This window comes from Mesorhizobium sp. M4A.F.Ca.ET.022.05.2.1 (assembly GCF_003998845.1).
Lineage (GTDB): Bacteria > Pseudomonadota > Alphaproteobacteria > Rhizobiales > Rhizobiaceae > Mesorhizobium.
The window spans coordinates 1-11,958 of sequence record NZ_RZOJ01000162.1; the positions used below are offsets into that span (position 1 = coordinate 1).

At 65.2% G+C, this 11,958-nt stretch carries 12 protein-coding genes; 2 read left to right on the forward strand and 10 right to left on the reverse strand.

What is annotated here, in order from left to right; all coding sequences use genetic code 11:
- The 9 genes from EN745_RS18365 to EN745_RS18405 form a co-directional block, all read right to left on the reverse strand.
- On the reverse strand, positions 1-761 hold a 761-nt coding region (locus EN745_RS18365; RefSeq protein WP_145992065.1), incomplete at its 3' end, for a 1-acyl-sn-glycerol-3-phosphate acyltransferase.
- Positions 762-788: 27 nt separating this feature from the next.
- A complete protein-coding gene (gene rimI / locus EN745_RS18370) occupies positions 789-1,283 on the reverse strand; it encodes a ribosomal protein S18-alanine N-acetyltransferase (RefSeq protein ID WP_127400164.1) in 495 nt (164 codons plus the stop codon).
- On the reverse strand, positions 1,283-2,020 hold the full coding sequence (tsaB, locus tag EN745_RS18375) for a tRNA (adenosine(37)-N6)-threonylcarbamoyltransferase complex dimerization subunit type 1 TsaB (RefSeq protein ID WP_127400165.1): 738 nt from the start codon (positions 2,018-2,020) through the stop codon (positions 1,283-1,285). Before tsaB ends, rimI begins: the two co-directional genes overlap by 1 nt.
- Before the next feature lie 156 nt (positions 2,021-2,176).
- Positions 2,177-3,292: a DUF1513 domain-containing protein gene (locus tag EN745_RS18380; protein WP_127421939.1), complete on the reverse strand. Its 1,116-nt coding sequence runs from the start codon at positions 3,290-3,292 to the stop codon at positions 2,177-2,179.
- Between the two features lie 3 nt (positions 3,293-3,295).
- Complete coding sequence (locus tag EN745_RS18385) at positions 3,296-4,375, reverse strand: imelysin family protein (RefSeq protein WP_127404988.1); 1,080 nt, start codon at positions 4,373-4,375, stop codon at positions 3,296-3,298.
- Complete coding sequence (locus EN745_RS18390; protein WP_127421940.1) at positions 4,375-5,982, reverse strand: di-heme oxidoredictase family protein; 1,608 nt, start codon at positions 5,980-5,982, stop codon at positions 4,375-4,377. The genes EN745_RS18385 and EN745_RS18390 overlap by 1 nt, the downstream gene beginning before the upstream one ends.
- Positions 5,983-5,994: 12 nt before the next feature.
- Entirely contained in the window at positions 5,995-6,480 is a 486-nt protein-coding gene (gene bfr, locus EN745_RS18395) for a bacterioferritin (RefSeq protein ID WP_126056685.1), read from the reverse strand.
- On the reverse strand, positions 6,446-6,757 hold the full coding sequence (locus tag EN745_RS18400) for a (2Fe-2S)-binding protein (RefSeq protein WP_126056686.1): 312 nt from the start codon (positions 6,755-6,757) through the stop codon (positions 6,446-6,448). The genes bfr and EN745_RS18400 overlap by 35 nt, the downstream gene beginning before the upstream one ends.
- 109 nt (positions 6,758-6,866) lie before the next feature.
- On the reverse strand, positions 6,867-8,156 hold the full coding sequence (locus tag EN745_RS18405) for an imelysin family protein (RefSeq protein WP_127421941.1): 1,290 nt from the start codon (positions 8,154-8,156) through the stop codon (positions 6,867-6,869).
- A 434-nt stretch (positions 8,157-8,590) separates the two neighbouring features.
- On the opposite strand from EN745_RS18405, the gene EN745_RS18410 reads away from it, so the two are divergent.
- Positions 8,591-9,841, forward strand: a complete 1,251-nt coding sequence (locus EN745_RS18410; RefSeq protein WP_127404985.1) for an FAD-dependent oxidoreductase — start codon at positions 8,591-8,593, stop codon at positions 9,839-9,841.
- Here EN745_RS18410 and EN745_RS18415 read toward each other — a convergent pair.
- Entirely contained in the window at positions 9,838-11,115 is a 1,278-nt protein-coding gene (locus tag EN745_RS18415; protein ID WP_127421942.1) for a 4-aminobutyrate--2-oxoglutarate transaminase, read from the reverse strand. The two genes, EN745_RS18410 and EN745_RS18415, sit on opposite strands and share 4 nt — an antisense overlap.
- 262 nt (positions 11,116-11,377) lie before the next feature.
- On the opposite strand from EN745_RS18415, the gene EN745_RS18420 reads away from it, so the two are divergent.
- Positions 11,378-11,958 (forward strand): biotin/lipoyl-binding protein (locus tag EN745_RS18420; RefSeq protein WP_127421943.1); only part of this gene is annotated, 581 nt, incomplete at its 3' end.

An 11,958-nucleotide genomic window follows, 5' to 3' on the forward strand; every position in this document is an offset into this window, starting at 1 on the left:
ATCTCGCGCACCCGGCTTTCCATCAGCTTTGCCGTCTCCTTGCGGTTCGAGCCCTTGGAGAAGGCAATCGGCTCGCCGAAATGCAGCTCGACATCGAGCGCGCCTTCGGCGAGCAGCACCTTGAGATGCGGCATCAGGTCCTCGTCGCCGATCCAGGCGGCGATCGGCCGGTGGCGGCGGCCGAGCGGCACGCCATGCAGCCTGGTGTAGACGATCGCCACCGGCTGGATGAACACTGCCTCCGTCGCCCCTTCCGAAATCGCCATCGAGGCGGCGCCGAACAGCGTGCTCTTGAAGGGCAAAAGCAGGTTGCCGTCGCCGGTCGAGCCTTCGGCGAACAGCACCATGGCGTCGCCATTGGCCATGCGGCCGGCGATCTCGCTGGCCTGGTCGCCCGAGCTGCGCTTGCGCTCGCGCTCGATGAAGACGGTGCGCTGCAGCTTCGACAGCATGCCGATCATCGGCCAGTTCGCCATGTCGGCGCGGGCGATGAACTTCACGTCGACCCTGGAGCCGAGCACCATGATGTCGGTCCAGGAGATGTGGTTGGACGCGACCAGCAGTGGGCGCCTGGCTGACAGCGCGCCCTTGACGTGGATGCGCAGGCCGAGCGCCCTGGCGATCATCCGGTGCCAGACCCTGAGGATGAGGGTTTCCGGCCACAGCCCGGTCTTCATCGACAGGATCTGCAGCGGCACCAGGACCAGAGAGCCAGCGACGACGAGGCTAAGCGCCAGGAAAATCCTGATTTTCTTGATCATTCGCTCCGGCCCTGACCCGCGCCTTGGCTAGCGAAGATCGCGGCGCATGACAAGCGCGCCGGTCGGGCCGCGCTCGGGGGATCTGTAGTAGTTGGCGCGCTTGCCGACCTCGCGGAAGCCGAGGCGCCGGTAGAGCGCGATGGCCGCGACATTGGTCTCGTCGACCTCGAGGAACAGCGCCTCGGCGCGTTGCGCGTGCAATTCGCGCAGCACCGCGTCCATCAATTGCCAGCCAAGCCCCTGGCGGCGGTGGGAGCGGGCGACGGCTACGGTGAGAATCTCGCCCTCGCCCGCCGCCAGCCGCGCCAGCACGAAGCCGACCGGCGGCTTGCCGCCCTGTCCGGTTTCGCGCGCGGCATAGCCGAACACGGTGTGCTGTTCGAGCAAAGCCGCGAACTCGCCGTCGGTCCACGGCCGCACAAAGTCCTCGTGATGCAGCGCCGAGATCGCCTCGCTGTCGGCAACTGTCAGCGGCTGAAGCGCATAGTCCCTACGGCGCGGCTGAAAGAAGGGAATGCGCATCAACTCTTTTTTCCTTCTGGACCATGATCTTGCCCAAAAACCGGGTTCCACTTTTTGGGATCATGGTCCTGTCTTGGAAGAATGAAGCCGGCCTGCGGCTTGGCATCGGCGCCGCGCAGATAGAGCGGTTTCGGCTTTTCGCCCGCGCCTTTTTCAGCGGCTAGGCGGGCATAGACCGCTATGTCGGCGGTGGCGCCGGTCGGGCCGATGTCGAAAGCGCGCCCGCCCGAGGCGGCGATCTCTTCCGCGGCTGTGCCGGCAAGCACAGCGGACGTCTCCACCGCTATCGCAGTGGCTTGCGCAAGCGTGGCCACCACCGGACCGTAAGTCAATACTAACGCTTTGTCGAAGGCGGCGGCATGGATCTCCTCGCGCCCGGCGTCAAGGGCGGCAAGCACGGCGCGGCCGGGAAAGGATGCGGCCGCTTCCGCAGCCAGGGCTTCGAGCGTGGTCACGCCAATTGCCGGGATCTTCAGCGCCAGCGCCAGGCCGCGCGCCGTAGCGACACCGACGCGCAGGCCGGTGAAGGAACCCGGGCCGACGGAGACGGCAATGGCGTCGAGGCCTGCGTAGCGGGTCTTCGCCGCTTTAAGCGCCGCGTCGATGACCGCCATCAGATGCTCGGCATGACCCTTGCCGAGGTCGAGCACCTGGCGGCCAAGCTCGCTCTCCGCCGCCGTGTCATAGACGCAGGCGGCGCAGAGAGTGGCGGCACAGTCGATGGCAAGCAGCTTCATGGTGGCCAGTTAATGCCTTGGGTCGAAAAAACAATTCCCTGTGCCCGCCACGGCCCGTCCCTGCAAGGGGCAAGCTCGACATTTGTTAAGCGGCTTAACCTCGGCCGGCCGGAAAATGATCCTATTGAGGACAGCGCCGACCAGGGGTCTTGAGATTCAGGCCGCCTGCTCGATGCGCAGCATGTGGTTGTCCCAGATATAGTCGGGCTCGGAGCGCATCGTGCCATTGCCCTCGACGATCTCCCCGGTGCCGGTCGTGGCCATGAAGCCCGAACCGTCAGGCGCCAGGCCGCAGACCTCGACCAGCGCCCTGGTGGCGACGATGCGGCCGCTGGCGGCGTCAATGACGGCGAGCGAATTGCCCTCCGGCGATGTGACGGCGACGGTGCCGGCGGCCGGATTGGCGGCGACCGAGCCGATATAGTTGCGGAAGCCCGCGAGCACATCCTGCGGCACGTCGAGCAACTGTAGGTCCTTGCCGCGCGCCGCGCGACCGATCAGCAGCGGCCGGTCGGTCGCCGGGCCGCGATACTGGCAGCCGAACCAGACCGTGCCGGACTGGTCGCAATCCATGTGCCGGATAGACAGCTGGTGCAGCGCCGAGGGCAATTCGTGCTTTTCGATCAGATCGCCGGTGATGCGGTTGACCAGAACGTAGGACGGCTTCATGGTGGCGATGTTGAGCTCGGCGCGGCCGTAATCCGGATGGGTCTCGATGCCGCCATTGGCGACCGCGATCGTCCGGCCATCGCCGAGCAAAAGCAACTCATGCGGCCCCATGCCGTAGGTCGGGAATTCGCCAACGCGCCCGAAACCTGAGCGCGCGTCATAGACGCCGACGACGCCGGCGGCGTTGTCGAAGTCATTCTCGGTGGCATAGAGCAGCGCGCCGTCGGTCGAGAAGACGCCGTGGCCGAAGAAATGTCGTCCGGTGACGCTTGCGATGGTCAGCGGCTTGTCGCGACGGGTGTGATCGAAAACCACGGCAAAGGTGCCGGGCTGCCGGGCAAAGACCACGGACCGCTTCGAGATCGGATCGAAGGTGACATCGTGGCCACGGTCGGGCAGATCGATCGCATGCAGCACATTGCCTGCCTCGGACAGCACGGCGGCGCCATAGCTGCCGTCGCGCTTGACGAAGGCGGTGGCGAAGACCGCGTCGGCATCAAGCGTCTTTGCCCAGGCCCGCGGCGCCATCCCGGCGATGAAGCCGGCGCCGGCGGCCCGCAGGAAATCGCGGCGGTCGATCAGCGGCGTGCGGGGCAAGATCATCGCTCAGTCCCCATCCAGCGAGGAGAAGCCGGCGGTCAGGCCGAATTCGGCGGTCAGCCTAGTGCCGATCAAGGTCGTCAGGCTCGAGGTGATCAGCGCGAAATGATCAAGCTTGTCTCGCAGCTCCGGATCGGCGAGCGCCTTGTCGATCGGACCGGTGACGGATTTGGCGGTCGCAACACCATTGGCGAGCTGGATGTGGATGGACTCGGCCATCCATTGCGCGTCGGCCGGAAGCGCATCGCCCAGTTTCGAGGCCTCGAACAGCGCGTCGATGCCAGACAGATTGCCAGCCAGGGAATTCGTCGTGTTTTGCGAGCGCCAATAGATCGCCTGCCTGGGCTTGTCGCCGTCCGGCTTGCCGCCCAGGAACCCTTTGAGGCGCACGTCGCGGACCATCTCCAGCTCGTTGATGAAGACGCCGACCAACTCGGTCACCGCTTCGGTGCCGTCGCGGTAGAGCGCGTTCTGCGGTCCCGGGTTGGCCCAGAGCGCGGCAAATCCGTCCGGCTGCTTCCACGCCACATCAACCTCGGCGGCCATCGTTTCGATATTGCCGGCGACGGCCGCGCCGTAGCCGCAGCGATAGGGATCGTCCTTGCCGGCAAGGGCGTCGGCGCCGTCGCCGTAAAGCACGAACTCGAGCGCGCCGAGCCCTTGCATGGCGACGCTCTTGTCCGCCAGTTGCGCCGGATCGGTGGCGGTCGGGTCCTTGCCGGCCAATGCCGCCTGCACCTGCTTCAGGCCGATACCCTTGCGGTCCGGCCAGTAGAGCATGCGCTCCAGCCGGTTGTTCTCCCTGATCGGCCCGAAAGCGATGATTTCAGCCGATGACCAGGCCTCCACCGTGGCCGAGAACTCGACACGCGCCGCCTCGAGGCTGCCTTGCGACGGCGCATTGCACAGCGTCCGCATGGCCTTGGTCAAGCTGCCGGCATGGTCGTGCAGGCTGGCATAGGCAGGGCGGATAAAGCCATCGATCGCCCGCTGGATGACAGCGGAGGCCTTCACCTCGGCCGATGCCGGGGAAACGCCAAACAGCGCCAGGGGAAGGAGGAGAGCAACCGCAAGACGCTTCGACATCACAGGGACTCCAGGAATTTGACCAGCGCATCGCGATCGGCAGCATCGGCGGCGGCAAAGCGGTCGCGCGCCTTCTGCCCCTCGCCGCCATGCCACAGGATCGCCTCGGCGAGGGTGCGGGCGCGCCCGTCATGCAGGAAGAACATATTGCCGTTGACCGTCCCGGTCAGGCCGATGCCCCACAGCGGCGGCGTGCGCCATTCGCTGCCGGTCGCGTCGCCGACAGGCTGTCCATCGGCGAGGCCCGGCCCCATGTCATGCAGCAGGAAGTCGGAATAGGGCCAGATCAACTGGAAGGCCTGCGCCTTGTTGGGCGTGCCGCGCAAGGTGACGAATTTCGGCGTATGGCAGGAAATGCAGCCCATCTCGTAGAACTGCTTCTTGCCTGCCAGCACCTGGCGGTTATCGATGTCACGCCGGGCCGGCACGGCAAGGTTCTGCGAATAGAAGGTGACGAGATCCATGACCGGCGGCGGCGCCTCGACCGGGCCGAGCCGCTGCTGCACGCCGTTCGGCATGGCAAGGCAGGCCTTTTCGGCCTCCGTGCAGTCGCCCCAATGTTTCGGCGCCTCCGGCGTCGAGATGCCGATGTCGCCGGCAAAGGCCTCCGCCGCCTGCTCGCGGATCGACGCGGTCTGCGCCTTCCAGCCGAAGCGGCCCAAAGTCACCTCGCCGCTCAACTCATCACGCACAATATTCGGCCGGCCGAAGATACCGTCGGCGTCGCGATCGTCCCGATCGACATGGGCGAGGATGTCGGCGGGCGCGATCTGCTCGATCAGGCCAAGGCCGATCATCGGCGGCGTCAGGCGCGGCGACAGCGTGGTGCGCGGATCGAGCGGACCGTAGCCGAGGCCGTCGACGGAATAGCCCGGCTTGCGCAGTGAGACCACGGAGCCGCCGGCGAGCGTCACCTTCTCTTCCTGGTAGTCGACGCGCATGCGGCCTTCGCCCTTGAGGCCAGCTACCGCCAGCCCCTGCAGTTGCGAGCCGTAGACCGGATCGGGGAAGTTCAGCAGCTTGTGACCGGCAAGCTCGGCTCTCTCTTGCTCGCTGCTTGCATCGCGCGCCAGGCGCAGGAACATCGAGGTGGTGCCGGCGCCACCTGCCGGCGGGCGGCCGCGGCCGTCCTTCAGATGGCAATTCTGGCAGGCGCGCTCGTTGAACAGCGGCCCAAGCCCGTCCGATGCCTGCGTCGAGGACGGCGAAGACACCCAGTTCTTGCGGAAAAGCGCATTGCCGAGCTTGAAGTTGCCCTCCTCCTCGAAGGTGATGTTGGCGGCGGGCTGGGAGAAGGCGTCGCGGTTGACGTCCCTGCGCGACGTGCCGGCGCCACCCTGCATCAGCTCGAATGGCTCGGGTTTGGAGAAGTCCGCGGTTGGCCTGGTGACGGCGATGACGCGCGCCAGGTCCTTTGGCGTCAGATCGCTGCGCGTGGCGGCAAGGTCTGCGGGCAGCGGGTCTCCAGCCAGCGCTGAAGCGGTGGCCATCACGGAAATGAGAGAAAGCCCGCGAACCAGCCAGGCCAGCGAGCTTTCCCTGGAAGGCGAGGAAGGCGAGCCTTCGGCCCGCCGCGAGCGGCGCAGGAAATCTAGGCGGCGCCGCATTCCCGCATGTCCTTACTCCGCCTCGTTGGCCGAGTCGGCATTGAGCTGGCCGTATTTCTCCTCGCCGATCGAGGCGAGCAGGTCGAGCTGCGTCTCGAGGAAGTCGATGTGACCTTCCTCGTCGGCAAGCAGTTCCTCGAACAGTTTCATCGACACGTAGTCGCCGGCCTCCTGGCAGATCTCGCGCGAGCGCTTATAGGCGGTGCGCGCGTCATACTCGCCGGCAAGATCGGATTCGAGCACTTCCTTCACGTTCTGGCCGATGCGCAGCGGCGCCACGGACTGCAGGTTCGGATGCCCCTCAAGGAAGATGATGCGGGCAACGAGCCGGTCTGCATGCTGCATTTCCTCGATCGATTCCGCCCGTTCCTTCTTCGCCAGCTTGGTGTAGCCCCAGTCTTCGAGCAGGCGATAGTGGACCCAGTACTGATTGACGGCCCCCAGCTCCAGAAACAGGGCCTCGTTAAGCCGCTCGATGACCTGCGGTTCGCCTTTCATGGGTTCTGCTCCCGTATTGGCCGCGCAAGCCTCTGACGCGGTCCAGGTGTGAAACGATGTCGGCGCCGCTCGCCTCAGAGCGGGCGTGGTAGTGCTCGGTGACCCGAATGATCGTTTCCACCACATTTGGGAAGCAGCCGCAACAGCGACCGCGCTTGCGCATGGCATGATAGACCTTGGCCGGCACGATGAGCTGCCAGGGATCCTCATCCAGCAGCCCTACGATCGTCTGCTCGATCTCCTTCTCGGTGATGATGTTGCAATGGCAGATCAGCATTCACTTGCCCTGGCTGACGGCGCCGCTCCGGCGCCGTTTGGCTTGTTTCTCATTCGAGCATGACCTTGTCCAAAAATCGGCTTCCACTTTTTAGGAGTATGCTCGCGCCTTACTTGAATACCTTGTCCGGCGCGTCGAGGCTGTCGGAGCCTTCGAAGGCGATGCTGTTGAGCTTCAGCGAGCCGACGGCGCGCTCGATCGACTTGGTCTGGTCGATCAGCGCATCGATCGCCGCCTGCACGGTGGCGTTGCCTTCGGTGTTGCCCTCGGCGATCTGCTGGTCATAGGCCTCGCCGGCCAGCGCGCGCGCCTTGATCGCTTCCATCTTGGCGACGGAGGCATCGAGCTTATCAGACAGCTCCTTGTCGATCGCCGGGTCGGCGACCTTGACCATGTCCGATACCGAAGGTCCGGAAACGACCGTGCCGTCGAGGCGCGTGTAGCTGGCGTGGTAGGCGGCGCGGATGCCGACGGCGTCATAGAGGTGCGAGTTGTAGGTGTTGTCCGAGAAGCAGTCGTGCTCCTCTTCCGGATCATGCAGCAGCAGGCCGAGCTTCATGCGCTCGCCGGCGAGTTCGCCATAGGACAGCGAACCCATGCCGGTGAAGATGGTCGAAATGCCGGCGTTGGCGTCGCCATCGACCAGGTTCTTGCGGGCGGCGCCGTCTTCCTTCCAGTTGTTGACCATCTCCCGCAGGTCGGAAACCAAAAGGCCGCTCGCCGACTTCAGATATTCGGCGCGGCGGTCGCAATTGCCGCCGGTGCAGTTGGCGAGGTCATAGTCCGTGTAGGGCCGCTCGCCGGCGCCGGGACCGGTGCCGTGCAGGTCCTGGCCCCAGAGCAGGAACTCGATGGCGTGATAGCCGGTCGCGACATTGGCCTCGACGCCGTCGGCCTCCTGCAGCGTGCCGGAAAGGAATTCCGGCGACAGCTTCGAGGCGTCGACCTTCTTGCCGTTGATCTCGATCTCCTTGCTGGCGATCACATTGGCGGTGTAGAGCGAATTGGTGTCGGACTCACTGCCGTAGCTCTTGGCGACATAGTCGATCAGGCCTTCGTCCAGCGGCCAGGAATTCACCTTGCCTTCCCAGTCGTCGACGATCTTGTTGCCGAAGCGGTAGACCTCGGTCTGCTGGTAGGGAACGCGCGATGCCTTCCAGGCTTCGCGAGCGGCGTTCAGCGTGTCCGCCGAAGGCTTGGCGAGCAGCGCGTCGACGGCCTTGTCGAGGGCCTGCGCCGTGGTTAGCGAATCCTCGTATTTGGCGAGTGCGATGTCGGCATAGGTCTTGATGACCGCCTTGGCGTCGGTTTCGGCCTTGGCCGGCAGCACAAACACCGCCGCCGTCAGCGCGGCAGTCGCGCAGATCGCAGCGACCCTGCCGCCATTACGTGCTGTCATCATCGTTCTCCAGTTCCTTGGGAATTCGCTAAATGGCGCGCGTGCCAGCCCGTGACGAGGCATGGGCATGCCGCCGGGCACAACATGGACCGCGCCGTTGCGCGGTTCGTGGAAGACAGACACCGAAATGCCTCCAATCGAAAGGGTTCAAGGCCCAGACATCAAAGGATGCGCTTGCCGCGCGAGCCTCCATAAAGCGGCGGAGGGGCTGGAAGTCAACAGGTCCACCCAAGAAAATTCAATTGAAACAACTGTTTAGAATAATTCTAAACTACAACTATCAACTTTAAGCCTTTGCCGATGCGACGTAATCATGGAATGCGGCGATTGACAGGCGACCATTCCGGGTGCGACCCGGACCGGGGCTCTTGCGACGGCGGCAGACAATCGCCACGTGGCGGAATATCCTAGATTTGGGCGCAAAAAGGGCTGCGATGAAGAACGGGGTGGTCATTGTCGGTGCGGGTCACGCTGGCGTGCAGGCGGCGGCGAGCCTGCGCGAGGAGGGTTACGACGGCCCGGTCATCCTGATTGGCGACGAGAGCGAACTGCCCTACCACAAGCCGCCGCTTTCGAAGACCTTCATCAAGGACCCGGACGCAAAGCCGCAGCCCCTGCGCGGCGAAGCCTTCTATTCAGGCAGCGCCATCGACTACCGGCCGGGCGTCCGCATCGAGGCCATCGAAGCCGACGCCCACAGGCTGAGGGTATCGGGCGGCGGATCGCTCGCCTTCGATCACCTTGTCCTGGCGACCGGCGCCCGGCCGCGCCTGCTCAAGCTGCAGGGCTCGGAGCTCTCCGGCGTGGTGTCGCTGCGATCGCTCGCCGATGCGCGGCTGATCCGCGAGCTCAGCGCCCAATGCGAGGATGTCGTCATCCTCGGCGGCGGCTTCATCGGGCTCGAGATCGCCGCGACGCTGCGCGCGGCCGGGCGCAATGTCGCTGTGGTCGAAGCCGTCGACCGGCTGCTCGGGCGGGCCGTGGCGCCGGTCATCGCCAGCCATGTCAGGCAGCGCCTGGAAGCGATCGGCGTGCGGATCCATACCGGCACCACCGTTGTCGGCCTGGAGGGCAAAGGCGGCCGCGTCTCGGCCGCGATCATCTCCGGCGGCGAAAGGCTGCCGGCACAGATGGTCATCATCGGTATCGGCGTGGTGCCCAATGTCGAACTGGCCGAGACCGCCGGCATCACGGTCGCCAACGGCATCCGCGTCGACCAGCAGATGCGCAGCTCGGCGCCGGATATCCTCGCCATCGGCGATGCGGCCTCCTACCGGCACTGGTTCACCGGCGCCGATGTGCGGCTGGAATCGGTGCAGAACGCCACCGACCAGGCGCGGCTCGCCGCGCGCACCATCCTTGGCCATGCCGACGCCTATTCGGCAGTGCCGTGGTTCTGGTCGGATATCGGCGACATGAAGCTGCAGATGGTCGGACTGACCTCAGGCGGCGACAGCCATGTCGTGGCGGGCGACCTCACCGAGAACAAGTTCTCGATCTATCACTATGCGGGCAGCCGGCTGCTCGGCATCGAATCCGTCAACCGCCCCGGCGATCATATGCTCGGCCGCAAGATGCTGGGGGCCGGCTTTTCGCCCGCACCGCAGGCCGTTGCCGGCGGGCCCGATGCGATGAAGGCGGCGCTGGCCGCGTTTCAGGAGGAGCCCGCCAGGGCAACCGGTTAGGCGACACGTGCCTCGCGGATCGAGCTTTCCAGAATGTCCAGTGCCTCGTTCATGACGCTATCCTGGATGGTGATCGGCGACAGGAAGCGGATGACGTTGCCGTAGACGCCGCAGGTGAGCAGGATCAGGCCCTTGTCGAGCGCCTTGAGCCGCACCGCATTGGCGATTTCGGCCGAGGGCAGGCCCTTTTTCACATCGTTGAACTCGACCGCGTTCATGAAGCCGGGACCCCTGATGTCGACGATCTCCGGCACGTCCTCGCGGATCGACTGCAGTCGCTGTTTCAGCCTGCTGCCCAGCGCATTGGCGCGGTCGCAGAGCTTTTCCTCCTCGATGACGTCGAGCACGGCGTTGGCCGCGGCGACGCCGATCGGGCTGCCGCCATAGGTGCCGCCAAGTCCGCCAGGGCCGGGCGCATCCATGATCTCGGCGCGTCCAGTGACCGCCGACAGCGGGAAGCCACCGGCCAGGCTCTTGGCCATGGTGGTAAGGTCGGGCGCGACGTCATGATGCTCCATGGCGAACATCTTGCCGGTGCGGGCAAAGCCGGTCTGCACCTCGTCGGCGATCAGCAAAATGCCATGCTGGTCGCAGACCTTGCGCAGCGCAGTCATGAAATCGCGCGGCGCCTCATAGAAGCCGCCCTCGCCCTGCACCGGTTCGACGATGATGGCGGCGACGCGGGCGGGATCGACGTCGGCCTTGAACAGCCTGTCGAGGGCGGCGAGCGAATCGGCGACCGTTACGCCATGCAGCGCCACCGGGAACGGCGCGTGGAAGACATCGGCCGGCATGGCGCCGAAGCCGACCTTATAGGGCACCACCTTGCCGGTCAGCGCCATGCCCATGAAGGTGCGGCCGTGGAAGCCGCCGGAAAAGGCGATGACGGCCGGGCGGCCGGTGGCGTTGCGGGCAATCTTGACGGCGTTCTCCACCGCCTCTGCGCCGGTGGTGACGAAGATCGTCTTCTTGTCGAACTTGCCGGGCAGCAGGCCATTCAGACGCTCGGCCAGCCTGACATAGCTCTCATAGGGCACGACCTGATGGCAGGTGTGGGTGAAGCGATCGAGTTGCGCCTTGACCGCCTCGATCACCTTGGGATGGCGGTGGCCGGTGTTGACGACGGCGATGCCGGACGCGAAGTCGATGTAGCGGCGGCCCTCGACATCCCAGATTTCCGAGTTCTCGGCGCGATCGGCATAGATCTGCGTGGTCATGCCGACGCCGCGCGAGATCGACTGGTTCTTGCGTTCGGAAATGGCTGAATTCTTCATCTCGTCCCTCATCGGGCCATCCCTCATCGAGATAGGGGCCCGTTCTCGTTTGATGCCGTTGAAATCCGTTCTGGCCCCATTTCAGCTTTTCCTCAAGCCCACACCAGTGCCGGTCGATTGGGCCTGCCGTCACGCGGTTCCCCTAATTTGACCAGTCCGCCCATACGCGTACGACAGAGGTTTCCTTTTTGGGGGGATCGATTATCCTCGCGATTGTCCGCGGCATCCGTCGCAGGGAGCGGCCCGCGCGGTTGAGGGAACCATGAGCAGGAACGCGACACCTTCCGCCCCGACGCTTCCGGTCAACGCCTTCAATCTGTTGTCTTTTCCTGGCTCCACGATGCTCGTCTGCGCCTTGGCGGGACTGGCGCTCGCCGGGTGCCAGAAACAAGAGGCGGCGGCAAAGAAGTTGCCGATCATGGTGCGCGCCGAAACGGTCAGGATCGCCGACTACGCGCCACGGACCTCGCTGACCGGCGTGATCGCCGCGCGCACGCTGAACAACCTATCTTTCCGGGTCGGCGGCCGGATCGCCGAGCGGCTCGTCGATGTCGGCCAGCATGTCGACAAGGACGCGGTGCTGGCCCGCATCGATCCGCAGGAGCAGGAATCCGACCTGCGCTCGGCACAGGCCAACCTCGATGCGGCGCAGGCGCAGTTGACGCAGGCCGCCGCAGCCTTCGAGCGCCAGAAGATCTTGCTCGGCCAGGGTTTCACCACGCGGCGCGACTATGACACGGCGGATCAGACGCTTAAGGTGGCGCAAGGCAGCGTCAATGCCGCGCAAAGCGCGTTCGCGAATGCCAAGGAGAACTTGTCCTTCACCGAGCTCAAGGCCGGTGC